We start from the raw sequence: 26,936 nt of genomic DNA, 5'->3' as shown, positions 1-26,936 counted from the left end.
CCAGGTAATGTCGAGAGTTTGAACTGCTCTTCGCTGCTGCGAGGCCGCGGGCGATGCTCTCATGCGCGAACGGAGTGTGCGACATGAAGTGGCTCATGAGCTGCACAATCCCAATCGTTTCTTTTCTTTTGCTAACATCCGATGGCGCGGCCGCCACTGAACTATTCTCGGTGCGGTGTGAAGGTGGCGCTCCGGTCCGCCCCTACTTCGCGACGTTCGACATCGATGCAAAGGCGGTCGTATTTGAAACGCCACCGATGAATGTCGAAGCATATTCCGGGATAAATCTACGCGCTGGAGAGATCATTTCCACGGAAAATGGAAAAGTCGGATTCGTCATTTCCGTCCTGCCAGGAAGACTCGACCTGATCTTCGATCGCAATCAAAAGACGATGACTTGGCCAGGACTAGACGACCCAACCTTCCGGCCGACATTGATACACCAATGTACCATTACCCCGCCGAGAAGCATTTTGAGCTTCCGGGTCCGCGATCCAATTCAGCACCCGATCTCCGTCCGCTGTGAAGACGCGGGGTATATGTATTTCACGATGGATGCTGCTTCGAAACAAGCGCTCTTCGAGCGCGGTAAGGAAGGAAGGCTCTACGAAGGTGAGGTGACGGATGTAGGCCAGGATGAGATCGTGCTGTCGATGAATTTCGACATTCCTCGCCAGGTCGTATGGAGCAAAAGTCATCAGACCATCACGATCGAAGGCATTGAGGGCGATGCATCACGGCCGCGGGGCGTCATGCAATGTCAAGAAGTCGCGCCTCGAACGATGATCGTCTACCACGCGAGACTCTGGCGACGTTGAGCACGGGCTTCGGATAGGCCGGTTGCGATAGTCTCATCCGTTTCAATCAATCGAGAGATAAATAGAACAATTAGCTGGCCGTGTCTCGGCCTGTCGATGAATGACGTCACTACAAACTAATTTGGGAGAAGAGTCATTGAATCCTCCGAGATCTGGCTGGCGAATGTCATGCCGGGTCAGATCACATTCGCGGACGACTTCATCCTGAGTTGACCGCCGCATCGGCCGTGCTCTGCATGTGGGCGCCGTGGCCGGTGCGCGGCCTTGGCGGCATCTCGGCCGCGCTCAACCTGCTGATGATCGTTGGCGACGCCGGTGATCGGCGCGCATGACATCATCGACGTCGCTGCCGGTATCGCGCTCGCCGAGGCCTCGATCTGGGTCGCGACATTCTACCTCGACCGGACTGGCAAGCATCGCCCAAGAAACTTGAGAGGTCGACCTGACAAGCCGGCCCAAAGAAAAGAGCCCCGTCGAGGACGGGGCTCCCGGAAATCTCTAGATCCGTCCGCTCTTACTTGAGGCTGGACGAGATCGAGGTGAACTTGGTGTTCAGCGTGGTGCCGAGGTTGTTGACGACGGTGATGATCGCCAGCGCGATGCCGGCGGCGATCAGGCCGTATTCAATGGCGGTGGCGCCGGATTCATCCTTCACGAAACGCGCAACGAGGTTCTTCATAGAGTGCTCCAAATGAGTACACGAGGCTACAACTGATCTGGTCTTTTCGGCTTCCCAGCGCCGCCCGACCATGGAACCGAACGTAGAGGCAAAGAATTGCGCCGCAGTTAATTCGACTGCGTAAAGACCGAGCGGTTTGTGCGTATTCGGCGATGGTAAATCGAAATCTAAAACAATCCGTTAAATTGTCGGGACATGAAGGCGGCCTGAGGCTGCTGGTTTACCCGAAGTTATGACCGCCGTGGTCCAATGCCGCCCGCTCGAACCGAAGCGCACGGGATGAATCGCTCGTCGCGCTTCGGGTGAGAACAACAGAATGACGAGGCGGCATGTCCCTTTCCTTTGCCAACAGCATCGCGGTGCAGAGCCGCGCGAGGGCTCTGGTGCCGCTGTGCGTCGGTGCCGGCGCCTACCTGTTCTACCTCTTTGTCGGCGACACGCTGCTTTCTGACTCCGACTCGTTCTGGCAGATCAAGATCGGGCAATGGATCCTCGACCACGGCGCCATGCCCACGACCGACTTCTATTCCTTCACGCGAACGGGCGCCCCGTGGATCTCGACGTCCTGGCTGTCGCAAGTGCTGTTCGCCTGGTCCCATGCGCAATGGGGCTGGGCGGGTCCGGTCATCATCACCGCGATCGGGATCGCGCTCACGGTCGCCATCTTCGTCTATCTGCTCGACGCGCAGATCGAAGCCCCGCGTGCCGTGCTGTTCGCGATGCTGGCGCTGCTGCTGTCGATCCACCACGTGCTGGCGCGGCCGCATATCCTGGCGCTGCCCGTCATGGTGGCGTGGGTGGGCCTGTTGATGGCGGCTGCCGACCGCAGGAGCGCGCCATCCTGGTATTGGCTGCCGCTGATGGCGCTCTGGGCCAATCTGCATGGCGGCTTCGTGCTGGGACTCGCGCTGATCGGCCCGATCTCGCTGGAGGCGGTCGAGCATGCCGAGAAAGGACGACGGCTCCAGCTCTTCACGCGCTGGGTGCTGTTCGGCATCGCCGCGCTGATCGCGAGCTGCTGCACGCCCTATGGCTGGCGCACGCTTCAAGGCGCGACCAACATCCTCGGCCTCGGCGAATTGCTCTCGCTGATCTTCGAATGGATGCCGGCGAACTTCGCCACGTTCAACGCGTTCGAAGGCGCCCTGCTCGGCCTGATCGCATTCGGCTATTATCGCGGTCTCGTGCTGTCGGCGCCGCGGATCTTCCTGATCCTGTTTCTGACCTGGAGCGCGCTGACCCATGTCAGAAGCATCGAGGCCTTTGCATTCCTGGTGCCGCTGGTGCTGGCAAAGCCGCTCGGCCAGATGTTCCCGCGCGCTCCAGCCGACGCCACCGGCGCGGACCGATGGCCGGCCCGCTACGTCACCGTCACAGGCGCGCTGATGATCGTGGCGGCAAGCTGGACCTCGACGGTGCTCTACATGGGACACCACCGCTTCGCCTTCACGATGGCGCAGACGCCCGTTGCGGCCGTCGACCTGCTCGAGAAGCTCAAGCCGCAGCGCATCTTCAATGCCTATCAGTTCGGCGGCTATCTGATCTCGCGCGACATTCCCGTCTTCGTCGACGGACGCGCCGAGCTCTACGGCGAGAAATTCGTCATGGACTTCTTCAAGGCGACCGAGGGCAAGAAGCCCGAATTGCTGCCGCGCCTGCTGGATGAGTACAAGATCGACGCGACGCTCCTGGTCGCCGATGCGCCGGGCCCGCAGATCCTCGACCAGCTCAAGGGCTGGAAGCGGATCTACACGGACGATATCGCCGTGATCCACGTGCGAGACCCCGCAGACGGCGCGACCGCGGCGCCGTCGAAGTGAGGAGCTGCTTCGCGGGCTGGAAAACGAGAGACATGCTTTCAATGGTGACGCCGGCGCGAGCTGGCACGCCACGCCGAGACCTCAGCGACCCCATGACATGGCTCCTTCCAGCAAGCCGCCTCTGACAATTCCGGCTCATTCCGGCTCGGAGCGAACCGTCGCGATCATCGTTCTCGCGGTGCTGGCGGCGGTCTCGTTTCTGCCGGTGCTGCTGACCCCCATTCCCGCGATGGTCGATTATCCCAACCATCTCGCCCGCATGTACATTCTGAGCCAGAACGGCGCCCCCGATGCCAATCCGCATTACGAAGTGGCGTGGGCATTCTATCCCAATCTCGGAATGGATCTGCTGGTCCCGCAATTGGCGCGGCTGACGGGCGTCGAGACTGCCACGCGGCTGTTTCTGCTGCTGAGCCAATTGCTGATCGTAGGCGGCGCGCTTCTGCTCGAATGGGTCCGGAAGGGACGGGTCCATCTCGCCGGCTTCGCTGCGCTGGCCTTTCTCTACTGTCTGCCGTTCAGCTGGGGCTTCGTGAATTTCGAGTTCGGGCTGGGCCTCGCACTGTGGGGCATCGCCGTCTATCTGATGCTGGCGGACGGCCCCTGGCCGCTGCGCTTCGCCGCCAATCTGCTCTTCGTCACCGCGCTATATGTGGCGCATTTCTTTTCGCTCGGCATTTACGGCGCGACGCTTGGTGTTTTCGAGCTGTCGCGTATCCGCGGCCGGCAGATGTCGTACCCCGTCGCGGCCGCGCGGCTTGGCGCGCTGGCTCTCCCGGCACTTGCGCTGTTTGCGATCATGCACGTCACGGCAGGCTCGATCGGAAGCGAGGGCACGAGCTGGTTCCCCGGATTCAAGCCGGTCTGGCCGCTCCGCATCATGAACGGCTACAATCTGACGGTCGCGGCCGCGACAGGGCTGGCGCTGATGATCGCGTTGCTGCTCGCCGCACGGCGCGGCGTCCTCAGGCTCGAGCCGGCCGGGATCTGGCTCGCGACCGGCTTTGCGCTGCTCTATCTGGTCATTCCCTCAAAACTGTTCGGGACCTCGTTCGTCGATCTTCGCGTGATTCCGGCTGCGGCTCTGATCCTGCCGGCCTTCTGCTCGCTGTCGCTGCCGAACCGGGCCTGGGGAATGGCTGCGCTCGCTGGGATCAGCGGCATCATACTGCTCAATCTCGCCGTCGTCCTTTCGGTCTGGCTGCCTTACCGCGCCGACTATGCGGCCATCATCGCCTCGTTCCAGAAGATCGATCGCGGCTCGCGCGTTCTCGTCGGAAGCATAGGCGACAATGGCGATCCGCCCTTCGCCGACCTCACCTCCTATCCGATGTATTATGCGCCGACGCTGGCCGTGCACTATGCCAACGCATTCGTGCCCAACCTGTTCACGGAAACGGGCAAGCAACCCGTGCGGCCACGTGAGGCCGTGCGCAATATTGCCATTCCCTATGGAGGTCCGGTGCCGTCGGACCTGCTTGCCGCGATCGCGACGGGCCGGCCGCCGGCAGACGCGCCGCCGTTTGTCCGCACCTGGTACCGGGACTTCGACTTCCTCTATGTGCTGGGATCGCCGGCCGCAAATCCGCTGCCGGATCTGCTGGAGGTGCTGGAGACCTCGGAACGATTTGTCCTCTACAGGATCCGCCGCAAGCCCTAGGCCGAAGCCGCGGCCGCCCGAGAGTGGTTAACCACCATCCCGATCCTCCCTCCCCGCGATGCCCGGGGCCGTAGACACTTAATGGTTGCGGCAAGGCGACCTTAACCACCGGCTCCTAGACTTCCGCCCCTGCAACCCAGCCGGAATCCCTCGCATGGCGGCCAATTCCAGATCGATCCGCTACAGCCTCGTCATCCCCGTGTTCAACGAGGAAGCCGTGCTGCCGGTCCTCCTGCGCCGGCTGGACCAGGTCATGTCCCGGCTCGACGGGCCGGCGGAAGCGATCTTCGTCGACGACGGCAGCCGCGATTCCAGCTCGATCGTGCTGCGGGCGCTCGCCGCGCGCGACGCGCGCTTTCGCTACATCGGTCTGTCGCGAAATTTCGGCCATCAGATCGCCATCACCGCCGGCATGGACGCCGCGCAAGGTGACGCGATCATCGTCATGGATGCCGACCTGCAGGACCCGCCCGAAGTGATCGAGCAATTGATCGCGAAATGGAAGGAAGGCAACGACATCGTCCACGCCCGCCGCCTGTCGCGTGAGGGCGAAAGCCGCTTCAAGCGTGCGACCGCGCATCTGTTCTACCGGCTGCTCGGAAAGATGTCCTCCGTCGGCATCCCCGCCGATGTCGGCGACTTCCGCCTGATCGATCGCAAGGTGCTCGACGCTCTCATGCAGATGCCGGAGCAGGATCGCTTCGTGCGCGGCATGATCGCCTGGCTCGGCTTCCGGCAGGCCGAAGTCGCCTTCCATCGCCTCGAGCGCGCCGCGGGCGAAACCAAATACCCGCTGTTCAAGATGGTGCGCCTCGCGGTGAACGCCGCACTCGGCTTTTCCGACCTGCCCTTGCGGCTTGCGATCTGGTGCGGATTGACGGTCTCCGGCCTGGCGCTGCTCTACGGCGGCTGGGTGGTCCTGTTGTGGCTCGGCAAGGACAGCCATCTCGTGACCGGCTGGTCCTCGACGATCGTCGTCGTGTCGCTGCTGTGTGGCATCAACATGCTGATGACGGGCATCGTGGGGCTCTATGTCGGCCGCATCCATGCCGAGGTGAAGCGCCGCCCGCTCTACGTGGTGCAGACGCGCGTCGGTTTCAGTCGCGACGAGGCGGCGGCGACACCGGCGATCCACGCCGTCAACGAGTGACCCTGCGCATGACCGAACTCTTCGACGGCTACCACGACAACTACCGGGACGTGGTCCAATCCTCGATCGACTTCTCGGGCCTGCCGCATGATTTCTTCATGCGGGCGAAGGCCGATCTGCTGAGCGATCTGATCGCGCAGCGGCTGGGCACGGAAAGGCCCGACATGCTCGACGTCGGCTGCGGCGTCGGCAGCCTTCACCCGCTGCTGCACGGCATGGTGGGCCGCCTGAGCGGCATCGACGTGTCCTCGGCCAGCCTGGCGCAGGCTCGCGCGCACAACCGCGAGGTCGACTACCGCGAGTTCGACGGTCGCACGTTTCCGTTTGCCGATGGCAGCTTCGACCTGGTCACGGCCATCTGCGTGATGCACCATATCGTGCCGGCCGAATGGGCGCAGTTCGTCGCCGAGATGCGCCGGGTGACGCGCCCCGGCGGGCTTGTCTGCGTGATCGAGCACAATCCGTACAACCCGCTGACGCGGCTCGCCGTCGCGCGCTGTGAGTTCGATCGGGATGCCGTCTTGCTCGGTGCCGGCACGACGCGGAAGTTGATGGCTACGGGCGGCCTGCGCGAGATCGGCGCGCGGCATTTCCTGTTGCTCCCCTGGGACAGCAAACCGGCGCGGAGGCTCGAGGGGGCCCTGAGCAGCATGTGGCTCGGCGGCCAATACGCCGCCTTCGGCACCGCTTGAGTTATCTTTGCGGCGTATCTCGCCGCTTGTGCACGACCGCCACATCGTCGCTGTAGACGCGCTGCCACGCGGGCAGCCGGTCGAGCATCGCAACCGCCGGTGTGCGCGGTGAGAGCATCGTCGCGCCGATGTCGTATTCGTCGAGCAGCTTGAGGAGATCTCCGAGGTCGATCAGCGCCAGCGCACGATTGTAGCGGTCGATGAACGGCCCCCCGTACAATTCGCCACGACCGTCGATGAAGGTGGGAATGCCGGCATAGATCAAATAGCCGCCGAACGAATAATCGTTGAGCACGCGCCCCGCTTTGGCGAGGTCGGTTTGGGCGATGGCGGCCGTCGGGGTGATGTTGGGCGCCGGCCGGATGTCGCGCGCCAGGGCCAGTCCGCTGATCGCCGCCAAGGCTGCGACCGCGGCCAGGCTCAAGCCGCGCGAGGAGCCGTCGCTATCGATCCGGCTCGGCCCGCCGAACGTCCGGCCCAGCGGGGCCGCCAGATAGAGCGGCGCCAGCATGGCCAGCAGATCCGCATTGCGGATCTGCGCCAGCGCGAAATGGAGCAGGCCGATCACCACGAGGGCCCGCACCACCGGCAGCGTCACGCCGCGCGACAGTGCGAAGATGCCCCCCAGCAGCAGCAACTCGAAGCCGCCGACATGACTGAAATCCTGCGGCCGCCATTCCCCGATCCAGGCCAGGGCGGAGCCGAGGCCGAGCGTCTTCAGCGGCATTAGCAGCGGTTCCGGCCCGTGCGGCGTCAGGCAGGACGCTGCGAGGGCAAGCGCCGAGAATGGCAGCCAGCGCAGCAGCACGCGCGGCCATTCGCTCCGCTCTTCACGCAGCAGCGCCTCGAGCACCGCCGGGCCGATCAGCCCGAGCGCCAGCACCACGCTGCCGTGCAGATTGGTCCACAGCACCAGGAGCGGCAGCGCCCAATAGGGCGGAGGCCCGCCGCGGTCCATGCAACGAACCAGCGCCGCCGCCCAGGTCACCATCAGCGGCAGCGCGAGGACATGTGGCCGCGCCAGCATGTGCGGCGCCAGCAGGACGAGGGCCGCGATCACCATGAGCAGCGTCAGGGTCGGCGAGAGCTCGCGCAGCAGGAAGAACGTGAACAGGCCGAAGGCGAGCGCGATCGCCGCGGCCGCGATGGCGACGACGCCCGGCCAGCCGGCAAATGCATAGACGGCGGCATAGATGACCTCCGACAGCCATTCGAAAGTGATCCAGGGCGCGCCATGCATCGAAAAGGAGAACGGATCGCTCGTCGGCAGGGTGCCGTGCGCGATGATCCAGCGTCCAACCTCGATGTGAGAATAGCTGTCGGGATCACCGAGCAGTCGCGGCCCGGCGAGCAGCAGCAGAGCGTAGATGCAGAGCCCCACGGCCCAGGGGAGCACTGCACGAGCCGAAAACGGTTGAACCGCGCTGTGGACGACCTGCTCAGTCATGGCGGGCCAAAGTAGGACGCAAGCGTTAAGGTCGTCTTTAATGTTTCGCGCATTTGCCGCGAGGCGAGTCGAGGAGCGCCGCGCCGGGCACCCTGCCTGCGAAACGCCAGCCAACAAAAAACGCGGCGTTTCCGCCGCGTTTTTCAATCTCGTCCGTCGCTCGCGATCACGCCTGCGGCTGCGGCTCCAGGCCGGGATCCGCATCGGGCCGCGGGCGCGGCGACTTGCCGGCCGGGGGCACTGCGGAGGCGCGCGGCGTGGTGGGCTCGAGCACGGACTCGCGGTTCGGCTTCTTGCCCTTGAGCAAGTCGACGATCTCGTCGCCGGAGAGCGTCTCGAACTCGAGCAGGCCCTTGGCCAGCGCTTCGAGATCGGCGTGCTTCTCGGTGAGGATGCGGGTCGCTTCCTTGTAGCCTTCCTCGACCAGACGGCGGATCTCGGAGTCGATCTTCTGCACGGTCGCCTCAGAGGCGTTCTGCGTGCGCGAGACCGACATGCCGAGGAACACCTCGTCCTGGTTCTCGCCGTAGGACACCGTGCCGAGCTCTTCCGACAGACCCCAGCGCGTCACCATCATGCGGGCAAGGCGTGTGGCCTGCTCGATGTCGGAAGCGGCACCCGAGGTCACCTTCTCGCGGCCGAATATCAGCTCTTCGGCGACGCGGCCACCCATCATGATGGCGAGGCGCGAGGTCATCTGCTCCAGAGACATCGACAGCTTGTCGCGCTCGGGGAGCTGCATGACCATGCCGAGCGCACGGCCGCGCGGAATGATGGTCGCTTTGTGGATCGGATCGGTCGCGGGCACGTTGAGGCCGACGATGGCGTGGCCGCCCTCGTGATAGGCCGTCAGCAGCTTCTCTTCCTCTGTCATGACGAGCGACTTGCGCTCGGCGCCCATCATCACCTTGTCCTTGGCCTCTTCGAACTCGGCCTGGGTCACCATCCGCTTGTTGCGGCGGGCGGCGGTCAAGGCGGCTTCGTTGACGAGGTTCATCAGGTCGGCGCCGGAGAAGCCCGGGGTGCCGCGCGCGATGGTCTTGAGGTTGATATCGGGCGCCAGCGGCACCTTGCGGACATGAACCTTGAGGATCTGCTCGCGGCCGACGACGTCGGGATTGGGCACCACGACCTGGCGGTCGAAGCGGCCCGGACGCAGCAGCGCGGGATCGAGCACGTCGGGGCGGTTGGTCGCGGCGATCAGGATCACGCCCTCGTTCGCCTCGAAGCCGTCCATCTCGACCAGCAGCTGGTTCAGCGTCTGCTCGCGCTCGTCATTGCCGCCGCCGAGACCGGCACCGCGATGACGACCGACCGCATCGATTTCGTCGATGAAGATGATGCAGGGCGCGTTCTTCTTGGCCTGCTCGAACATGTCGCGGACGCGGCTCGCGCCGACGCCGACGAACATCTCGACGAAGTCCGAACCCGAAATGGTGAAGAACGGCACGTTGGCTTCGCCCGCGACCGCGCGCGCGATCAGGGTCTTACCGGTGCCGGGAGGGCCGACCAGCAGCACGCCGCGCGGAATGCGGCCGCCGAGGCGCTGGAATTTGCCGGGATCGCGGAGGAATTCGACGATCTCCTGCAGGTCCTGCTTGGCTTCGTCCACGCCGGCGACGTCCTCGAAGGTGACGCGGCCATGCGCTTCGGTCAGCATCTTTGCACGCGACTTGCCGAAGCCCATCGCCTTGCCGGCGCCGCCCTGCATCTGCCGCGACAGGAAGATCCAGACGCCGATCAGCGCGATGAAGGGCAGCCAGGAGACCAGCAGCGAGACGAACCAGGGCACGTTGTCGCCCGGCGGCTTCGCGGTGATCTGGACCTTGCTGTCATAGAGGCGCTTCACCAGCGTCGGATCGTTCGGCGCATAGGTCTGGAAGCTGGAGCCGTTGGTGAAGGTACCGTGGATGTCCGGCCCCTGGATCACGACGTCGCGCACATTGCCGCGGTCAACCTCGCTCAGGAGCTGGGAGAAGGCGATGTCCTGCGAGGAGGCCCGCTGACCCGGATTCTGGAAGAGCGTGAACAACGCCAACAGCAACAAGACAATGATGACCCAGAGGGCGAAGTTGCGCAGATTGGCGTTCATCGATCTTCCTTCGTGGTCGCGCGGATCGCGGCCTGGTCCTTCAGGAGTTACCTTCAGGTGTTACTTGGGCAAGCTAGAGAAAATCCCCAAGGAATCCTCTCGGTTAGACGCATACAATTTAGGTGCCGCCCGGGTCGCTGCCAAGGGAATGAGATGGGACTATTTAGCCCATCTTAGAGCGATTCCCGCTGAAATAATGGCGCCTGGGGCTGGGTTTTTCCGGCCTGGTTAAGGTGTCCTGACGGCACCGGGCCGAAATGGCTGGTGTCATGATCCGCCCTCGTCCCGAGCTTGTCCGCCCTTGCGGCGCCTGGCCGGCGCCGGTGCGATCTGGATACGCCCGCCGGCAAGGCTGATCAAGGCTCCCGCAAGAGTCTGCTTCAAGGCAGGGCGACGACCGGGGCGAGCGCGGAGACTAGCCGCAATGGCCTGATCCAGCACGGACATCAGGGTTTCGACCTTGCCGAGTTCCGCAGGCCCTTCATGCCCGAGCGCGTTGATGGCCCGCAGCAGGAGCCGCAGCCGGACCTCCTCCGGCAGGGCCGCGAAGGCCGAAGCCTCGAAGCTTCGAGCGCCCGCCTGCGACGCATCGCCGCGATCCCGCAAACGGAGGAAGCGCTCGGCGCCGTCGGCCAGCACCTCGACCGCCGCATTGGCCCGCGCCAGCCGCGTCGCGAGCCGTGCCAGATTTCTGCTATCGCCACCCTCGGCCGCGAGAAGCGGCAGCAGCGCGCGCAGCCGTGGCCGGGTGAAGGCGGTGTCGCGGTTGGTGGGGTCGTCGGCAAAGTCGACTTTCGCCCGCCTCAAGGTCGCGATCAGCTGCGCCTTCGCCACGTCGAGCAGCGGACGCGCCAGCATGATCCCGTCGCGCTCGCTGAGCGGAGCCATGGCCGACAGCCCCGCAAGTCCGCTGCCGCGGAACAGGCGCATCAACAGGGTCTCGGCCTGGTCGTCGCGGGTATGGGCGGTCAGCACGTGGCTGGCGCCGACGGCACGCGCGGCCTCTGCGAGCAGGCGGTAGCGGGCTTCGCGTGCGGCGGCCGGCAGCCCCGTCCTCGGCTTGGCGCCGCGCCAGCGCAGGGTCCGGTGCGGCAATCCGAGCTCAGTGGCGAGCCGCTCGACCTCGCGCGCCTCGCGCGCCGCCTCGCGCCGCAGGCCATGATCGATCGTGACGACGGTGAGACGCGGTGCGCGCGCAAGGCTGCGCTGCCAGCGCGCCATCAGCCACATCAGCGCGACCGAGTCCGGCCCGCCGGAGACGGCGAGCACCAAAGCGGGCGCATTCTTCAGGCCGGCGAAGAGTCGGCTCGCCTCGCGTGTCGAGATCGGAGAATTGTCATCGTCTGACATGACGCTGCCCCGCAATCGCCAGCGGATGGCTGCAATGTTTAGCGCAGCTCCATCCGCATTGTCAGGCCCCCGGACGTCAGCACTTCACCCGTTTCTGCTCGCGGTCGACCGCGGCTTTGACGCCGGCGGAGGCGCGCGGATATTTGCGGCCGACCTCGCCGAAGGCGGCGCAGGCGGCTTCCTTTTCCTTCAGCGCGGCGAGCGACTGTCCGAGCCGCAGCAGCGCATCCGGGGCCTTGGCCGATTTCTCGTATTTGGTTGTGACGGCGAGGAAAGCCTCCGCGGAGTCGCGATATTGCTGGCGCTGGAAGTAGCTCTCGCCGAGCCAGTATTGCGCGTCCCCGAGCAGCGGATCGCTCGGATATTTCTGCGTGAAGTTCTTCATGGTCTGCTCGGCGAGCGCATAGTCCTTGCGCTGCATGTAGCCGATGCCGAGGTCGAACTCGTCGCGCGGCGTCGCCGAGGGCGGCAGCGTCGTCAGGGCCGGAGCGCCGGCAGGCGCCGGATAGCCGGATTGGGCCGGCGGATAGCCGGGCTGCGCCGCCGGGGGCGCGGCCTGTTGCTGATAACGGGGGGCGGTGTTGGCGAGATCGAGCGGCTCGCCGGCGCCGCGGCCGCCGGGCGCTCCGGACGGCATCGGCTGCGCGCCGCCGCCGAGCGCGCGCGGCGCACCCGGCGCGTTCGGGTTCTGGTTCGGATCGAAGGCATCGCCGCGGCGGCGCGTGCCGGGGGCGCCCGGCGCCGGCTGCTCCTGAACGATCGGCGCGGGAGACGCTATCTGCGGCTGCTCGTAATTCGGCTGCACGGCCTGCTGCTGCGGCTGCTGGCGATAGCCGGGCGCGACCTGACCTGGTCCGATCTGGGCGGGCGGCATCGCCGCGACGTTGGGCGCCTGTCCGGGCCCGCCTTGCGCGCCGCCCTCGAGCGCCCGCAGCCGCTCCTCAAGCTGGCGATTGCGGTATTGCAGCTCCTCGTTCTGGCCGGTGAGCTGGCGCAGCTGGTTCTCCAGCCGCTCGATCCGCATCTCGGGATCATCATCGGTCTGGGCGAAGACGGGCGTGAACAAGGGGAGCAGCGCGGCGATGGCCACGGTGCCGGTAAAGACCTTAAATCTGGATGACATCTTGCCCTGACGACGAAAGCGAAATGGCCTGCGACGGAACATGTGACGCGCCACACATTGAAGGGGAGTACGCCAAAAATGTGTCTGGTACCACGGGGATTCTGTCACAGAATGCTGAAACGAAACCGGCGCCCGAGAGGGCGCCGGCATAATCGGTCTGTGAAGATGAACGGGGCCTGACCGAACGTCAGGAGCTCGCGTTCAGCACGGTGACGGCGCGACGGTTCTGCGACCAGCAGGAGATGTCGTTACAGACGGCGACCGGCCGCTCCTTGCCGTAGGAGATCGTGCGCATGCGATTCGCATCGATGCCGCGCGAGGCGAGGAACGAGCGGACCGACTGGGCGCGGCGGGCGCCGAGCGCGATGTTGTATTCGCGCGTGCCGCGCTCGTCGGCGTGACCTTCGATGGTGAAGGAGTAGCGCGGATAGGTCTGGAGCCACTGCGCCTGCTTCTCCAGGGTCACGATCGCCTGCGGGGTCAGATCGGTCTGGTCGCTTTCGAAGAACACGCGGTCGCCCACGTTCACCACGAAGTCCTGCTGGCTGCCCGGCGTCGCCGCATTGGCCATCGCATCCGTCGCAGCATTCTTGTTGGCGCAGGCCCCCATCGACAGGGCGACGGCGAGCACCGCGGCCAGCTTCAATCCCTGGAGGATACGCATAGGATGTTTCATTCCGGAGCCTCCACGCTCACGTTCGTCCACTGCTGTCCGGTCTACAGGGGGTTGGTTAAGCGAACGTTCCGTCAACCTTGACGGAACCTTGCCTCGGCCGATCAAATGCCCCCAACCGGCGAAAAGCACCCATCATGGTTAATGGGTTGTAAATGTGGCGCGAGGGTGAAGGCAAGCCGTGGAAGCCGGCAAAACACCGGTTTCGGCCGGAATTTTGGGCCGTGCTCCCGGCAATACCGCCGCCATGGAGCCGGTTGGAAAAGGGATTGGCGCCGGACCTCAGGCTTGCGCCGTACTCGCGACCAGCACCGGGCGGGGCGCCGCGGTGCGGACGCTCCCGCGGTCGAACAGCATCCGCCGCTCGAAGGCGCTCGAACGCATGATCGGAAAGCGCGTCAGGACCCGCTCTCGCAGGCTCCGGAAATCAGACGCCATCAAGGCGACCTTCTTCAACACGTTCGGAAACGAGCGCGGTTCCGTGATCGCCTCGTGCAGGAAGACCCGGCGGTAGAACGCTTGATGTTCCGCCCGGACCTGCGCAAGTCCGGTATCGGCATTGAAATGCTCGCACGCCAGGTAAGCGAGGCGCAGCGTGACGTAGGGCAGCTCGGGGAACCGCCGGGCCTGCTCCGGGTCGGCAACGAAACGCGCCGGATCGACGAAAACCTCACCGCGATCGAGACGCGGGTGAAGCACGTCTCCGAACAACTCGGTCGCATAGGACATGCGCTGGTCCGACGTCAGGATGTGCAGGCGGACGGAGCTGCAGAGTTCGCCATCGACGTGAATTCCGAACGTCCATGCGTTCGGCGCGTCGTCATAGCGGTCGCTGACGCGACGCGACTCCGACGGCAGGATCAATCCGCCCTGCAGATAGGCCCGATAGCGCATCTCATAGAGGCGGTCCTTGTCTTCCGGAGTTTCGATCAGCCGGTAGTCGACCCGATCAAAAATCCCTGCCCCCCGCATGAAAAGCGGAGCGCGCGGCTCGGCCGGGGATTCCATCTGACACTCCACACACGTCAACAACTTCCGCGAGTTCTAAAACATTAACGCCTCCTTAACCGAATTGCAAAGGCTTGAATCGATTACAGTTAACCCCCCGTGCGACTACGGAGACCCTGTAACGAGCTGAAATGACGGGAAATCTCGAGAACCGAAGTCAGGCGAAGGAGCGCGACGAGATCGCAACGACCTGACCGTCGAGCATGCGTCGACCATGCGAGGCATTGAGCAACTGGCGCACCCGCACCGCGGGCACCGGCCGGCTGAACAGATAACCCTGTCCCTCGGTCACCGTCCCGTCGGCGCTGATCAGCTCGAGCTGCTCGTTGGTCTCGATGCCCTCGACCACGACAGCCATGCCGAGGTCGGCCGACAGTCTCGCCACGCCGCGCAACAGCATCAGCGGCCGGTCCGTGTCGATGCCTTCCAGGAAGGAGCGGTCGATCTTCACCTTATGCATCGGGAAATTGTGCAGATAGCTGAGGCTGGAATAGCCGGTGCCGAAATCGTCGAGCGAGATGCGTACGCCGAGCGCGTGCAATTGCGACAGGATGTCGTGGGTGAGCTGGGTGTTGCGCAGCAGCGAGGACTCGGTGATCTCGATCTCCAGCCGATGCGCCGGCAGACCCGACACTTCGAGTGCGTAACGGATCTCGCTCAACACGTCGCGCTGGTGGAATTGCTGCGGCGAGAAGTTGACGGCGACGCTGACGTTCTCCGGCCACTTCATGCATTCCATGCAGGCGCGGCGCAGGATCCAGCGGCCGAGATCGACGATCAGGCCCATGTCCTCGGCGACCGGGATGATGTCGACCGGCGAGACCGTGCCGCGCACCGGATGATTCCAGCGCAGCAGCGCCTCGCAGGTGGTGATCTTGCCGGACTTCAGGTTGACCAGCGGCTGGTAGAACAGCTCGAATTCCTCGTTGGCGAGCGCCTTGCGCAGGTCCAGCTCGAGGATGCGGCGCGCCTCGACGGTCGCCGCCATCTCGTCGCGGAAGAAGCAGAAGGTGCCGCGGCCGTCCGCCTTGGCGCGATACAGCGCCATGTCGGCGTTCTTGAGCAGCGTGTCGGCGCTGGCGCCCTCCGGCGAGGTCAGCGCGATGCCGACGCTGGCGCCGATCTCGACCAGGTGATTGTCGATGCGGTAGCGCTCGCTCAGCCGTTCGACGATGCGGCGGGCAAGCGCGGCGGCGTCCTCGGGCGAAGAGATGTTCTGCTGGAACACGACGAACTCGTCGCCGCCGAAGCGGGCGACGAAATCCTCGGGGCGCAGCATCTCGCGCAGACGGTTCGCGACGGCGCACAGCAGCTGGTCGCCGCAGGGATGACCGAGCGTGTCGTTGACCTGCTTGAACTGGTCGAGGTCGACGAACAACAGCGCCGAAAGCCGCTCGGAATGATGCGAAGCTGCCAGCAGCCGTTCGATCTCGTCGCGGAAGCTGACGCGGTTGGGCAGCGCCGTGAGTTCGTCATAGCGGGCGAGATGGCTGATCTTCGCCTCGGCACTCTTGCGTTCGGTAATGTCCTCCAGCAGGACGACTGCACCTCCGTCCGACATCGGCTGAATGGTCCATGACAGCGTACGCCCGCGTGCGGAGTCCGGGTCCGGGGTCACGATCTCCTTGTTCCGGAGCTCGCGAATGCCCTGCAGGATCAGGTCCCCATTCTCCTTCGAGAGAGTCCCGGCCTCGACGCAAGCCGCGATGATCTCCGGCGCGCTGGCGCCATCCTGCACGAAATCGCTCGGCAGGTTCATCATCGCGCCGAAACGATGGTTCACGACGGCGAGCCGACCGTCGACGTGGAACATGCACAGGCCGTGCGGCATGTTGTTCAGCGCGGTGTCGAATTGGCCGGCGAGCGCTGCTTCGCGCTCGCGCGCGACCAGCGCGCGCATGAATATCCTGTGCAAATTGGCCGAGATTCCCATCAGTGAGAACAGGAAGGCAGCGCTGACCACCGACATCGCCACGTAGAACGGCGTTCCCCGCAGCGCCAGGGCGATCACGATCGGGACGAAGACGAGGCTGACCTGCAGCTGGAATATCCATTGGCGGCCATAGGCCCTGCCCGCGCCGCCCGCCGCGATGCCGGTCGTAACCGACAGGGCGATCATATGGGCAACGGCGTCGTCGCTGGCCAACAGGGTGGTCGAGCACCACGTCCCGATCGCTGCCGCCTGGATCATCGCGCCGATCTGATAGCGCTTCTGCCAGCGCGCCGCTTCCGCGGCCGTCAACGTCGCCTTGCGCTTCTGATACAGATGTAGATCGAACGCGCGGATGACGCCGGCGAGGGCCAGAAGCCCGACGCAGGCCCAGATCAAAGGCTCCGCGGTCTTCAAGGCCGTCAGCGCCGCCCCGATCGAGACGAACACCAGCCCAGCCAGCAGCGGTCGGGGAGCTTCGAACAAGGAATCGATCAACGCCGCCGAAATCGTCGGCGAGGCCTGTCCAGGTGCTCCGCTTTGGCTTGCGAACTGCATTGGTGTTTGTACGCGCGTCCTGTTTGGCGCGTACTTTTACCCAGCCCAGATGAAGCCTTTCTGAGGGAACATCGTTAAAGTCGAGTTGTTTTTCGGTATCGACGAACCGATTTCTGCTTAAATATCAAGCAGCTAGGCAAGGCTTGCCGAGCGCAAGGTGAAGAAAGGATTGCTTTCCTCACCGAATGCGAAAAAATCCGCGCGCCTTTTCGAAAACATCGCGCGTTTCCAACGCGCGGATCTATTGGCCCGCCGTCGAGGACAACAGCGGCGACCATGCCGGGTCGGAGGCGAAGCCCGGCGTCGGCACCTTGAGCTCGTTGCGACCGGAGATGTCGACGCTGTAGAGCGACGGTCCGCCATTGCCGCCGGGATCGCGGAAGAACATCAGCACGCGGCCGTTCGGCGAGAAGGTCGGGCCTTCGTTGTGGAAGCCGGAGGTGAGCAGCCGCTCGCCGGAGCCGTCAGGCTTCATGACGCCGATCGAGAACTGCCCGCCGCCCTGCCGGGTGAAGGCGATGTAATCGCCCTTCGGCGACCACACCGGCGTCGAATAGCTGGCGTTGGTGTCGTCCTTGGAGAACGAGATGCGCTGCGCCTGTCCGCCGCCCGCCGCCATCACATAGATCTGCGACCGGCCGCCGCGATCGGACTCGAAGCAGATGCGGGTGCCGTCGGGCGAATAGGACGGCGAGGTATCGATCGCCGGCGTGTCGGTGAGACGCGTGGTCGAGCGCGAGCGCAGATCCATCACGAACAGGTTGGAATTGCCGCCCTGCTGCAGGCTCATGATGACGCGCTGGCCGTCCGGCGAGAAGCGCGGCGCGAAGGTCATGCCCGGGAAGTTGCCGACGATCTCGCGCTGGCCGGTCTCGATGTTGAACAGATAGACCTTCGGATCGCCCTGGCCGAACTCCATATAGGTGATCTCTTGCGAGTTCGGCGAGAAGCGCGGCGTCAGCACGAGGTCGGCGCCGCGGGTCAGATAGCGCACATTGGCGCCGTCCTGGTCCATCATCGCGAGCCGCTTGACGCGTCGCTCCTTCGGCCCGCTCTCGTCCACGAACACCACGCGGCTGTCGAAATAGCCCTTCTCGCCGGTCATCCGCTCGTAGATCTGGTCGGAGATAATGTGGGCGATGCGGCGCCAATATTCCGGCGAGGTGAAATATTGCTGGCCGGCGAGCTGCTGGCCGGAGACCACGTCCCACAGGCGGAATTCGGCCTTCAGCCGGCCGTCGGGCTGGCGCGTCATGCGGCCTGTGACGAGGGCCTGCGCGTTGAGCGTCTTCCAGTTCTGGAATTGCGGCGCGACGTCCATGTTGTTGATGCGCTCGATGAAGGCGGCCTGGTCGATCGGCGCGAACAGGCCCGAGCGCTTCAGATTGTTGGTGATGACCTGCGTGACGCCGTTGCCGACGTCGCCGTCCGACGGCGAGCCCGGCAGGAAGTTGGTGATCGCGATCGGGATCGGCTGGAATTCGGTCGGGTCGATACGAATTCGGCCCTGCGCGAAGGCCTGCCCGCTCCCGAGCATCGCGAGCGTCGATCCGGTCAGGGTCATGAAGCGGCGGCGGTTCATCGATCGGACGTCATTCATTGCAAAATTCTTTTGTTCGGATGTCACAACATATCTTTCAGGCCGAAAGTCATGGGAATGAGCTTCCAGCTCTCGTACTGCTGCTTCGGCATGAACGAGTAGACCTGACACTGCACGATGGCGCGCTTGGCGCTCTCCGCCACCGCCTGGGCGATCGACCGCGACGGTCCCCTCACCGCGACCACGATGGGTTCGGACGCCAGCGATCCGTCGATCTTCATGGGAATGTCGATGTCGGCTTCGTACTGGTCGGCATCCTGTCCGTTATAGGTCGGCGTGAAGCAGCGCTTGACCGCGCCCTGGAACGCACCGCGCCAGGTCGCAATGTTGTTGGCAGCAGTCCCGGTCGCCGCGCCCAGCGACGCCGACGCATTCAGCGCCGAGCCGGTCTGCTCGTGCCGGGTCGCGGCGCGCTTGTCGAGGTCGCGCTGGATCTGCGCGGGATCGAAGCTGCGCTCCTTCGGCTTGGGCTGCTGCTGCGGCTGCACCGCCGCGACCTTCTGCTCCACGGGCTTGGGCGGCGGCTTCTTCGTCTCCAGCTTCTTCTGCAACTCGGCGATAGGATCTTCCTTGGCCGGATCAGGCTTCTTCTCCTGCGGCTTCGGCTCTTCCTTCGGCTTCGCCTCGGCGACGGGCTTCGGCGGCTCGGGCTTCTTCTCGACCGGCTTCTCGACCGGTTTCGGCGGCGGGTCCGGCTGCGAATTGGTCTTGATCAGCTCTTTCTTCTCGGTGACCTTGCCGACGGCGTCTTCCTCCGGCTTCGCTTCCGCGATCTTCTCGACCTTCGGCTTGAGCTCTTCCTTCTTGCCGGTCTTCTGACCCGCCATCATCTTGGCGAGCTGATCGGTGGAGATGATGTCGATCGGAAGCGACTCTTCCGGCGCGATGTAGGCCTTGCTGCTGAAGGTGACGAGCCCCCATCCCAGCACGAGGACGTGGAGGGCAATCGACGCAACGAGTGTCTTGTCGACGTTCACCTTCACTGCCTTAAGACCCCTGATCCGCTTCCGTGACGAGGGCGAGCTTCTTGAACCCGGCGCCGGACAACTGGCCCATCACCTTGGCCACCGTGCCGTAATCCGCCTTCTTGTCAGCGCGCAGATAGATGCGCTCCTCCAGCCCGCCGCGCGCATCGGTGATCGCCTTCAGCTTCGGGATGAGCTCATTCAGTGCGATCTCGGTGTCGTTGATGAACACCTTGCCCTTGATGTCGACCGACATCTGGATCGGCTTCTGGTCGTTGTTCTCGAGGCTCTTGGCCTGGGTCTGCGGCAGGTCGAGCGGCACGCCGACCGTCAGCATCGGCGCCGACACCATGAAGATGATGAGCAGCACCAGCATCACGTCCACCATCGGCGTGACGTTGATCTCGGCCACGACGGGCTTGCGCCGGCCGCGGCGACCGCCGCCTCCGGACGAACTCGCAACGTTCATGCCCATGGTCTGGTGCCCAAGTTGCCCTTCACACTATACACCCCGCGGTCAGCCCCGCTCGTCGATCTGACGCGACAGGATGGCGGAAAATTCATCGGCGAAGCCTTCCAGCCGCTGAGCCTGCCGGTTCACCTCGGACGTGAACTTATTGTAGAAGATAGTGGCAGGAATGGCGGCGATAAGGCCGACCGCGGTCGCAAACAGCGCCTCCGCGATACCCGGCGCGACCACTGCCAAAGAGGTATTTTTCGACGCCGCGATCGACTGGAAGCTCGACATGATGCCCCAGACCGTGCCGAACAGGCCGACGAAGGGGCCTGCGGAGCCGACGGTCGCGAGCACCAGCAGGCGGCGCTCCAGCCGTTCGACCTCGCGCGCGATCGAGACGTTCATGACCTTGTCGATGCGCATCTGCAAACCCGCGACCGAGCGGGCATGGCTCTCGAACGACCGCTTCCACTCGCGCATCGCCGCCACGAAGCAGGCCGCCATCGAATGCGTCGGCTTGGCCGAAAGGGTGCGATAGAGCTCCTCGATCGATTCGCCGGACCAGAACGCCTGCTCGAAACGGTCCATCGAGCGGCGGGTGCGGGCAAACAGGAAGATCTTGTCGATCGCGATGGCCCAGACCCAGACCGAGCAGGACAGAAGTCCCAGCATCACCGCTTTCACGATCCAGTGAGCCTGCCAGAACAGCGCGATCAGCGACACGTCCGCGGAAGCGGCAACCGGAAGGGCTGACTGAGCCACGTCGGCCGGATTCATAAGCAGTATCCTCTCAAGGCGATCGTTTACCCGATGTGCCGGCCAGCAAATGGCTACCGGTTCCCCAATGGCCGCGCTAGCACCGGCGCGGCCGGCAAGCCCGCTCAAAGCCTTTGTCTTTTGGGGTGCAGGGGCTCGTCCAAAGCCGGCCGTCTGCATTCCCTGCCAAGATGTCAAAACTATGGGCCTTTGGCCCCGGGCTTTGACGGTCCCTGGCTTCGGGCTTTGGGCGCGATTGTCCGTCCTTACCAGAGCCCGCCGTTGGTTAATGCGGGGTTACCAGAGGTGAATTTGGCTGCGGGAAAGGTAGGCAGCGCAGGCGGTTGGGGGTGTTTGGAGGGCGGGGTACCGGAGTTCCAGGGCGTCCCGATCGCATTGGCCTGGAAACCACGCCCCACCCGGAAAAATCATCCCCAAAATCACGTTCCGCGAAGTCTCGCCGTGATCATCCCCCCAAAAGGCGACCGCCGCCATGGCGCCTCAGGCCGCCGAGGCGGGCTCGGGGCAGTTGGTCAGTCGCGCAGGATTTCCAACTGCGGTGCAGCCATTGGGGACGTCGGCGATCACGACCGTGTCGGCGCCGATCCTGGCGAAATCGCCGATCCGGATATCGCCCAGAATAGTCGCCCCGGCGCCGATGAAGACGCCGCTGCCGATGCGCGGTGAGCGCGTCGGCAGCTCATTGCCGCGGCCGATGCTGACATTCTGAAGGATGGTGACCTCGTCGCCGATCCCCACATTGGCGCCGATCACGATGCCCGTGGCGTGGTCGAGATAGACTGACGAGCCGATGCTGGCCGCCGGATGGATGCTGACCTGCAGGACGTTCGACGCCTCGTTCTGAAACAACAGCGCGGCATCGCGCTGGTCATGATGCCAGAGCCAGTTCGAGACGCGCCAGGCCTGCAGCGCGACATAGCCCTTGAAATGCAGCAGAGGCGCCAACAGGCCGGCGATGGCGGGATCGCTGCGCACGATGGCCTGCAAGTCGCGGCCAGCCGCTTCAATCAATTCCGGCGCATCGCGAAAGGCATCGCGGGAAAAGCCCGTGAAGCGCGCCTGTTCGGCGGCGGTGCCGCCAAGCCTGCGCCCGATGAGATCGGCCAACGCCGCCGCAAGGCCGTCATGGGCGAGAACGGCCTCGGCAAGCGACCTGCCGAAGATTGGATCGGATGCGACTGCACGTTGCGCCTCGTCGCGTATGTTCTGCCAGAGGCGATCGTTCGTCGCGGTCACGGCTGCCGTCATCGCCGCCTTCCATGCTGTGGAGTTTCCTTCACCGCGCGACTATAGGCCACGGGGTGGCCCGCGCGCCACGCATCATGCCGCAGCCCCCCGTGAGGCTACGAGCTTGCGTGCCGGGTATCCGCAACCATATATAACCCCGATAGTCCCGCAAGTTTTCGGCCGACGCTGCTTTGGCCGGGATGTCCATGCAAGGCAGCTCGTTCAAGCCCCCGCGGTGGTCCGCCATCCGCGGGTTTTTCGTACCCGGCCGCTCTCAGCGTCGCGGAGACGAAATCCCGGATTCCGCTACTCGAGGTTACGCCAAGACATGTTGCCCAACGCGCGCACCGACGACCGCCACGACGACGTCATGTATCCCTCCGCCATACCGTTCGTGCTGGTCCATCTCGGCTGCTTTGCGGCGATCTGGTCGGGTGTCACCTGGCAGGCCGTTGCCATCTGCATCTCGCTGTACGTCGTGCGAATGTTCGGCATCGGTGCCGGCTACCACCGCTATTTCTCGCATCGGGCGTTTGCCACCGGCCGCGTGTTTCAATTCATCCTGGCCTGTCTTGCGCAAAGCACCGCGCAGAAGAGCGTGTTGTGGTGGGCGGCCAAGCATCGGCATCACCATCTGCATTCCGACACCGAGCTGGACGTGCATTCGCCGCGTCAGCGCGGCTTCCTGTACAGCCATCTCGGCTGGATCTTCTACCGCGAGCACGACGCGACCGACCTCGTGAAGGTCGGCGACCTCACGGTCTATCCCGAGCTGATGTGGCTGCACCGGCTGGAGCTGCTGCCGGCCTTCGTGCTTGCAGCGCTCTGCTTCCTGGTGGCGGGATGGCCGGGTCTGATCGTCGGCTTCCTGTGGAGCACGGTGCTGGTCTATCACGCGACCTTCTGCATCAACTCCCTCGCCCATGTGCATGGACGCAAGCGCTACGTGACGGGCGACGATTCCCGCAACAATTGGCTGCTGGCGTTGCTCACCTTGGGCGAGGGCTGGCACAACAATCACCACGCCTATCAGAGCAGCGTGCGACAGGGCTTCTACTGGTGGGAGATCGACGTCACCTATTACGTGCTGAAAGCGTTGTCCTGGTTCGGCATCGTCTGGAACATGAAGGCGCCGCCCGAACAGGTGCTGCGCAACGAGCAGCCGCTCGGCGCCCGCGTCATCAACCGGGCAGCCCGCGAGCTTGCCGGGCGGTTCGATGCCCACGCCCTGGCACAGGCGATCTCGTCGGCGCTGCACCGGGCCGATCCGACCCAGCTGCAATTGCCGACGCTGCACGACATTCTCAATCGCGCGCATGAGGGCGTCGACGCACTGACCCATCTGCATCTGCCGAAGATACCGACCCGCGACGAATTTCTCGCCGAAGCCAAGGCGATCTTCGCGCGAACGCGATCCCTCAACGAGATCGTGGACCACGCCTATGAACACTTCCTGGCTTCGGTTCGCGCGCAGCTCGTGACGGTGCGCTGAACCGTTTCTCGTCGAAGCAGATCGGTGCCGGTCATGCCACTGGGCGCGTGCGTTGCACGCGCCGGCAACTGAAAGCACCGCGCCGATCCCAAGGCGCGATGAGATCTGGATGAATCATCATCGCGCTTTCGGTTGTTGTTCGCGCATGATCGCTCCGGAAAACCGCGTCGCACTTTTCCGGATCATGCTTCAGAGTTCGACCTTCAACCGCTTCGCCGTTTGAGGCCCGACCTGGCCGTCGACGACGAGTCCTTTGGTCGCCTGAAAAGCCGCAACCGCCGCGACCGTCAGTTCGTTGTATTCACCGTTGATCGGCCCCGGATTAAACCCCAGCTCCTTCAAGGCGCGCTGAATATCGCGCACCACGGACGCCTTCATGCCCGGGCGCCCGAGCGCATAGAGCTGGGTCGGCTCGGCCACATCGAGATCTTCACCCGCCTCCCCGTAAGTGAAGTTTGGAATCAGGACGCCCGTATCCCAGTTCCGGCCCGTTACTTTGCCGCGACGAACGCCATAGGCCGTGCCCATCGCCTCCACGGTGCCGCCCTTGCCGTCGCACACGACGATGTGCCCCATCATGCCTGGCCCGGGCGGGTAGCGAAGCAGAATGCCTCCGACCGTTGCCGCGGCCTGCTTCCACGGAATGCGCTTTCCGAGCTTCTGTGAATCGCTCTTCCAGGCGCCGGTATAAGCCTCGACCGTTGCAGGATCGCCGTTGTCGTCAACGCAGCCGTATAGTTTTTCGCCGACCTGATACACCAGCCAGGACATGAACTCCGCACAGTCCCATGGACCGTGCCAGTTCTTGTTGTTCTTGGGAACGCAGACGTTGACGTATTTCTCGCCAATGCGGGTCTCGGCCAGCTTCAGCATCTTTTCGCCGTCGGTCATGCTCATTTCCTTTGCGTGATGAAACTCGCTAGAATTCGGCCCTCAATCTCCAGACATCCATCTGCGAAGCTCCGACGGAATGCGCGATCATTGTTGAGATATTGATCGACCTCATCGGGTTGGTTGCGCTGTGATTGCCGACGCCGAAAATCTCGAGAAGGCGCGCTGCGGTCTTGTATCTGAGGCTCTTGAACAGGACCGTACCGCGACCCGTCTCGTACAGGGCTTAGGCGACGAAGTGCGCCATTCAGTCAAATATCATCGCATGAAACGGCCCGAGACTACGCACGGCACCCTGTGGTTGCAAGAGGAGATTGGATTTCGGAGTAGGTCGCATCGCCGCACAGAGGCGACATCCGAGGCGACGTCCAGCCATCGACGACCGGTTGCAGACGCGATCAATTGCACTTCCGCGCGCGGACACTCGAAGCGGATCCCCAAAAACCAAACCGCCCGCCTGCGGGTTGCGCAGACGGGCGGCTCGGGGCCATCAGGATTTTGGGGGCATGCGCCTGAAGGCTTTGAGAGGCATCAGGCTCGAAGGTCAGCCCTGCTGCTGATCGGTCGGCGGCGGGGTCGGACGCGTCTTGTGCTGCGCCATGAACTGGTCGAACTCTTCCTTGTCCTTGGCGTGACGCAGACGGTCGAGGAAGTTCTTGAACTCGACCTGCTCCTCCTCGAGCCGCTGCAGCGTTTCAGAGCGGTACTCGTCGAAGGCGCGGTTGCCGGAGGACGGCGGGCCGAAGCCAAAGCCGAAGCCGCGGCGCTCCATTCGACCGCGCATGCGGTCCATCTTGTACTGCATCCGCTCCATCTTGTTCTGCCAGCGATCCTGGTGGCTCCAGCACGACATTCTTCTGCTCCCGAGTGTGAAAAAGAGAAGGGCAAGTCCGATCGGCCACCAGATGATGAAGCCGAGAATGGTCACGGCGATCCAGCCGGGATGCCAGGGCGTATCGAGCATGCGGGGACGCTCGTACTGCTGGTATTGGTCCGAAGGGCCGCGCCAGCGATTGACGTCAGCGGTGTAGGCCATTTCCCATCTCCATCACGGCACCAGCGCCGTTGTGAATGTAAATAACATTTACATAGCTAGACGATCCCGCGATTTTGTCAAGCTGGCCGCCAGACACGCCCGCGTGATTATTTGCGCAATCTTATTTCGGCTTGCCCCAGGGGCCGCCCGGCGGCACGCCCGAACCGGAGGACGCCTCCGGTGGCACAGGCGGCGGCTCGGCGCCTTTCGCCGGCGGACGGCGGTCCGTCGGGAAACCGAGACCGCGCAGATAGATCAGCACCTCCGCCTCGAGCAGCTCATCCGGCGACATCGGCAGCTTTCGCCGCGCGGCATCGCCACGCGAGAACAGCGAGGCCACGCCGTGCGCCATCGACCAGATGTGCAGCGCCATCATCATCGCCGGCGGACGCGGCGTGCCAGGCGGCGACAGTGCCGCAAGCCGCTCGGCGGCGGCGCGAATGATGTTGAAAGCGCGCTCGCTCGCGGCCTGCAGCGCCGGATTGGCGTCGACCGGCACGCCGGATTCGAACATCGCGTTGTAGAAGGCGGGCTCCTCGCGGGCGAAGGCGAGATAGGCCTTGCCGACACGCTCGAACGCAGTGACCGTGTCGGGGCGCCCGTCGTCCCAGGCCGCAGTCAGGCGTGCCTCGAACTGCTCGAAGCCGCGCTGCGCAATCGAGGACAGCAGTTCGTCGCGGTCGCGGAAGTGCCGGTAAGGCGCCGCCGCGCTGACGCCGGCCATGCGTGCCGCATCGGCGAAGGTAAAGCCGGCCGCGCCCTTCTCGGCGATCAGCCCGAGAGCGGCCTGCAGAAGTGCTTCCTTCAGATTGCCGTGATGATAGCCGCGCTCGGCGCGGCGCTGCTCCTTGCGCCAGCTCATGTGAACGATCTTTACATGAGCCGGCGGCGAAGGTCACTAGCCGGAATCGGGCGTGATTAACCCCATATTCTCCGCGGTCATTCCGAGGCGGCTCATCAAACCGCCGCCCGGAAGGACGATCACTTACATCTGTGGAATCGGCAGCACGGGCATGACCTCGATCGCTTCGCCCGGGAAGATCGCAAAATGCGGATGGTTCTCGAACAGCTTTGCCGCCGCCTCCTGCGAGGCGGCCCGCACCACCGTGAAGCCGGTCAGGGCATTGCTGATCTCGGTGATGCCGCTTCCGTCGATCCTGCGGGTCTTGCCGAGCGGGCCGCCCAGCTCGACGATGACATCCCGGTGCTTCTCGACCCAGCCGTGCCAGGCGGCCATGCCCTCCCGCTCCCTTACCTTCCGTTCGGCCTCTGGCATCGCATGCCAGGCCTTCATCTTTTCGCCGCTCGTGCTGCCAAGATAGACGGCGAGGAATTTGTGCTCGGTGCTCATCGGTTCTCTCCTTTGGTGATACGTAGACGGCCGCGAGCTCATCGCGGTCATTCTGGCTAGAGCGTTTTCGAGCGAAGTGGACACCGGTTCGCGTGAAGAAAACGCGTCAAAACAAGAATCTAGAGCTTCGGTTCTGATTC

24 protein-coding genes are annotated in these 26,936 nt (G+C 64.2%); 7 read left to right on the top strand and 17 right to left on the bottom strand.

Translation table 11 applies throughout. The features are described 5' to 3' along the window. Positions 1-83 precede the first annotated feature (83 nt). Positions 84-818, top strand: coding sequence for a hypothetical protein (locus UNPF46_RS17960; protein ID WP_142250879.1), 735 nt, complete (start codon positions 84-86; stop codon positions 816-818). Between the two features lie 209 nt (positions 819-1,027). Beyond that, positions 1,028-1,150: a hypothetical protein gene (locus UNPF46_RS38545; protein ID WP_283811670.1), complete on the top strand. Its 123-nt coding sequence runs from the start codon at positions 1,028-1,030 to the stop codon at positions 1,148-1,150. 182 nt (positions 1,151-1,332) lie between these two features. On the opposite strand, the gene UNPF46_RS17950 is transcribed toward UNPF46_RS38545, so the two are convergent. After that, complete coding sequence (locus UNPF46_RS17950; RefSeq protein WP_097659833.1) at positions 1,333-1,497, bottom strand: Flp family type IVb pilin; 165 nt, start codon at positions 1,495-1,497, stop codon at positions 1,333-1,335. A gap of 329 nt (positions 1,498-1,826) precedes the next feature. Here UNPF46_RS17950 and UNPF46_RS17945 point away from each other — a divergent pair, with 329 nt between their 5' ends. The 4 genes from UNPF46_RS17945 (at position 1,827) to UNPF46_RS17930 (ending at position 6,819) form a co-directional block, all read left to right on the top strand. After that, entirely contained in the window at positions 1,827-3,317 is a 1,491-nt protein-coding gene (locus UNPF46_RS17945; RefSeq protein ID WP_142250878.1) for a hypothetical protein, read from the top strand. Positions 3,318-3,414: 97 nt separating this feature from the next. Continuing rightward, positions 3,415-4,977, top strand: a complete 1,563-nt coding sequence (locus UNPF46_RS17940; RefSeq protein ID WP_142250877.1) for a hypothetical protein — start codon at positions 3,415-3,417, stop codon at positions 4,975-4,977. A gap of 154 nt (positions 4,978-5,131) precedes the next feature. Further along, positions 5,132-6,127 (top strand): glycosyltransferase family 2 protein, encoded by a 996-nt coding sequence (locus UNPF46_RS17935; protein WP_142250876.1) that lies wholly within the window; start codon positions 5,132-5,134, stop codon positions 6,125-6,127. Between the two features lie 8 nt (positions 6,128-6,135). After that, positions 6,136-6,819: a class I SAM-dependent methyltransferase gene (locus UNPF46_RS17930; protein WP_181769993.1), complete on the top strand. Its 684-nt coding sequence runs from the start codon at positions 6,136-6,138 to the stop codon at positions 6,817-6,819. A 1-nt stretch (position 6,820) separates the two neighbouring features. On the opposite strand, the gene UNPF46_RS17925 is transcribed toward UNPF46_RS17930, so the two are convergent. The 12 genes from UNPF46_RS17925 to UNPF46_RS17870 form a co-directional block, all read right to left on the bottom strand. After that, the gene (locus tag UNPF46_RS17925; RefSeq protein ID WP_142250874.1) at positions 6,821-8,266 is read right to left on the bottom strand and encodes a hypothetical protein; all 1,446 of its coding nucleotides are present in this window, start codon (positions 8,264-8,266) and stop codon (positions 6,821-6,823) included. Positions 8,267-8,432: 166 nt separating this feature from the next. Next, entirely contained in the window at positions 8,433-10,358 is a 1,926-nt protein-coding gene (gene ftsH, locus UNPF46_RS17920; protein ID WP_097659839.1) for an ATP-dependent zinc metalloprotease FtsH, read from the bottom strand. A gap of 267 nt (positions 10,359-10,625) precedes the next feature. Continuing rightward, positions 10,626-11,708, bottom strand: coding sequence for a tRNA lysidine(34) synthetase TilS (tilS, locus tag UNPF46_RS17915; RefSeq protein ID WP_100181411.1), 1,083 nt, complete (start codon positions 11,706-11,708; stop codon positions 10,626-10,628). Positions 11,709-11,784: 76 nt separating this feature from the next. Then, entirely contained in the window at positions 11,785-12,831 is a 1,047-nt protein-coding gene (gene ybgF, locus UNPF46_RS17910) for a tol-pal system protein YbgF (RefSeq protein ID WP_181769992.1), read from the bottom strand. Between the two features lie 187 nt (positions 12,832-13,018). Then, complete coding sequence (gene pal, locus UNPF46_RS17905) at positions 13,019-13,507, bottom strand: peptidoglycan-associated lipoprotein Pal (protein WP_097659842.1); 489 nt, start codon at positions 13,505-13,507, stop codon at positions 13,019-13,021. Positions 13,508-13,786: 279 nt separating this feature from the next. Further along, complete coding sequence (locus tag UNPF46_RS17900; RefSeq protein WP_100179412.1) at positions 13,787-14,512, bottom strand: N-acyl amino acid synthase FeeM domain-containing protein; 726 nt, start codon at positions 14,510-14,512, stop codon at positions 13,787-13,789. A 157-nt stretch (positions 14,513-14,669) separates the two neighbouring features. After that, entirely contained in the window at positions 14,670-17,000 is a 2,331-nt protein-coding gene (locus tag UNPF46_RS17895) for a putative bifunctional diguanylate cyclase/phosphodiesterase (RefSeq protein WP_100179411.1), read from the bottom strand. A 241-nt stretch (positions 17,001-17,241) separates the two neighbouring features. Continuing rightward, positions 17,242-18,582: a Tol-Pal system beta propeller repeat protein TolB gene (gene tolB, locus UNPF46_RS17890; RefSeq protein ID WP_174719347.1), complete on the bottom strand. Its 1,341-nt coding sequence runs from the start codon at positions 18,580-18,582 to the stop codon at positions 17,242-17,244. Positions 18,583-18,623: 41 nt separating this feature from the next. Beyond that, on the bottom strand, positions 18,624-19,583 hold the full coding sequence (gene tolA / locus UNPF46_RS17885) for a cell envelope integrity protein TolA (RefSeq protein WP_142250872.1): 960 nt from the start codon (positions 19,581-19,583) through the stop codon (positions 18,624-18,626). A 4-nt stretch (positions 19,584-19,587) separates the two neighbouring features. After that, on the bottom strand, positions 19,588-20,040 hold the full coding sequence (gene tolR, locus UNPF46_RS17880) for a protein TolR (protein WP_142250871.1): 453 nt from the start codon (positions 20,038-20,040) through the stop codon (positions 19,588-19,590). Positions 20,041-20,082: 42 nt separating this feature from the next. Then, positions 20,083-20,799, bottom strand: a complete 717-nt coding sequence (gene tolQ / locus UNPF46_RS17875) for a protein TolQ (protein ID WP_018641591.1) — start codon at positions 20,797-20,799, stop codon at positions 20,083-20,085. Positions 20,800-21,279: 480 nt separating this feature from the next. Further along, complete coding sequence (locus UNPF46_RS17870; RefSeq protein WP_142250870.1) at positions 21,280-22,047, bottom strand: serine acetyltransferase domain-containing protein; 768 nt, start codon at positions 22,045-22,047, stop codon at positions 21,280-21,282. A 307-nt stretch (positions 22,048-22,354) separates the two neighbouring features. Here UNPF46_RS17870 and UNPF46_RS17865 point away from each other — a divergent pair, with 307 nt between their 5' ends. Continuing rightward, complete coding sequence (locus UNPF46_RS17865; protein WP_142250869.1) at positions 22,355-23,518, top strand: acyl-CoA desaturase; 1,164 nt, start codon at positions 22,355-22,357, stop codon at positions 23,516-23,518. Between the two features lie 189 nt (positions 23,519-23,707). Here the strand turns inward: UNPF46_RS17865 and UNPF46_RS17860 are convergent, their stop codons facing one another. From UNPF46_RS17860 to UNPF46_RS17845, 4 genes are all read right to left on the bottom strand, one after another. After that, complete coding sequence (locus tag UNPF46_RS17860; RefSeq protein WP_181769991.1) at positions 23,708-24,409, bottom strand: peptidoglycan-binding domain-containing protein; 702 nt, start codon at positions 24,407-24,409, stop codon at positions 23,708-23,710. 544 nt (positions 24,410-24,953) lie between these two features. After that, positions 24,954-25,445, bottom strand: a complete 492-nt coding sequence (locus UNPF46_RS17855) for a DUF2852 domain-containing protein (RefSeq protein WP_100179404.1) — start codon at positions 25,443-25,445, stop codon at positions 24,954-24,956. Positions 25,446-25,566: 121 nt separating this feature from the next. Continuing rightward, positions 25,567-26,307 (bottom strand): TetR/AcrR family transcriptional regulator, encoded by a 741-nt coding sequence (locus UNPF46_RS17850; RefSeq protein ID WP_100179403.1) that lies wholly within the window; start codon positions 26,305-26,307, stop codon positions 25,567-25,569. Between the two features lie 123 nt (positions 26,308-26,430). Further along, a complete protein-coding gene (locus UNPF46_RS17845; protein ID WP_142250867.1) occupies positions 26,431-26,796 on the bottom strand; it encodes a YciI family protein in 366 nt (121 codons plus the stop codon). Between the last annotated feature and the right edge of the window lie 140 nt (positions 26,797-26,936).

Origin of the sequence: Bradyrhizobium sp. UNPF46 (assembly GCF_006658625.1) — a bacterium.
In the GTDB taxonomy this organism is placed as follows: domain Bacteria; phylum Pseudomonadota; class Alphaproteobacteria; order Rhizobiales; family Xanthobacteraceae; genus Bradyrhizobium; species Bradyrhizobium nitroreducens.
The sequence above is the reverse complement of the archived record's forward strand: the minus strand, read 5'-3'. Positions and strand labels throughout refer to the sequence as shown.

Bases quoted from the DNA above. Each gene is read 5' to 3' on its own strand.
- UNPF46_RS17960 (WP_142250879.1), top strand. From the start codon at position 84: ATGAAGTGGCTCATGAGCTGCACAATCCCAATCGTTTCTTTTCTTTTG.
- UNPF46_RS17950 (WP_097659833.1), bottom strand. From the start codon at position 1,497: ATGAAGAACCTCGTTGCGCGTTTCGTGAAGGATGAATCCGGCGCCACC.
- UNPF46_RS17945 (WP_142250878.1), top strand. From the start codon at position 1,827: ATGTCCCTTTCCTTTGCCAACAGCATCGCGGTGCAGAGCCGCGCGAGG.
- UNPF46_RS17940 (WP_142250877.1), top strand. From the start codon at position 3,415: ATGGCTCCTTCCAGCAAGCCGCCTCTGACAATTCCGGCTCATTCCGGC.
- UNPF46_RS17935 (WP_142250876.1), top strand. From the start codon at position 5,132: ATGGCGGCCAATTCCAGATCGATCCGCTACAGCCTCGTCATCCCCGTG.
- UNPF46_RS17930 (WP_181769993.1), top strand. From the start codon at position 6,136: ATGACCGAACTCTTCGACGGCTACCACGACAACTACCGGGACGTGGTC.
- UNPF46_RS17925 (WP_142250874.1), bottom strand. From the start codon at position 8,266: ATGACTGAGCAGGTCGTCCACAGCGCGGTTCAACCGTTTTCGGCTCGT.
- ftsH (WP_097659839.1), bottom strand. From the start codon at position 10,358: ATGAACGCCAATCTGCGCAACTTCGCCCTCTGGGTCATCATTGTCTTG.
- tilS (WP_100181411.1), bottom strand. From the start codon at position 11,708: ATGTCAGACGATGACAATTCTCCGATCTCGACACGCGAGGCGAGCCGA.
- ybgF (WP_181769992.1), bottom strand. From the start codon at position 12,831: ATGTCATCCAGATTTAAGGTCTTTACCGGCACCGTGGCCATCGCCGCG.
- pal (WP_097659842.1), bottom strand. From the start codon at position 13,507: ATGAAACATCCTATGCGTATCCTCCAGGGATTGAAGCTGGCCGCGGTG.
- UNPF46_RS17900 (WP_100179412.1), bottom strand. From the start codon at position 14,512: ATGGAATCCCCGGCCGAGCCGCGCGCTCCGCTTTTCATGCGGGGGGCA.
- UNPF46_RS17895 (WP_100179411.1), bottom strand. From the start codon at position 17,000: ATGCAGTTCGCAAGCCAAAGCGGAGCACCTGGACAGGCCTCGCCGACG.
- tolB (WP_174719347.1), bottom strand. From the start codon at position 18,582: ATGAACCGCCGCCGCTTCATGACCCTGACCGGATCGACGCTCGCGATG.
- tolR (WP_142250871.1), bottom strand. From the start codon at position 20,040: ATGGGCATGAACGTTGCGAGTTCGTCCGGAGGCGGCGGTCGCCGCGGC.
- tolQ (WP_018641591.1), bottom strand. From the start codon at position 20,799: ATGAATCCGGCCGACGTGGCTCAGTCAGCCCTTCCGGTTGCCGCTTCC.
- UNPF46_RS17870 (WP_142250870.1), bottom strand. From the start codon at position 22,047: ATGACGGCAGCCGTGACCGCGACGAACGATCGCCTCTGGCAGAACATA.
- UNPF46_RS17865 (WP_142250869.1), top strand. From the start codon at position 22,355: ATGTTGCCCAACGCGCGCACCGACGACCGCCACGACGACGTCATGTAT.
- UNPF46_RS17860 (WP_181769991.1), bottom strand. From the start codon at position 24,409: ATGACCGACGGCGAAAAGATGCTGAAGCTGGCCGAGACCCGCATTGGC.
- UNPF46_RS17855 (WP_100179404.1), bottom strand. From the start codon at position 25,445: ATGGCCTACACCGCTGACGTCAATCGCTGGCGCGGCCCTTCGGACCAA.
- UNPF46_RS17850 (WP_100179403.1), bottom strand. From the start codon at position 26,307: ATGAGCTGGCGCAAGGAGCAGCGCCGCGCCGAGCGCGGCTATCATCAC.
- UNPF46_RS17845 (WP_142250867.1), bottom strand. From the start codon at position 26,796: ATGAGCACCGAGCACAAATTCCTCGCCGTCTATCTTGGCAGCACGAGC.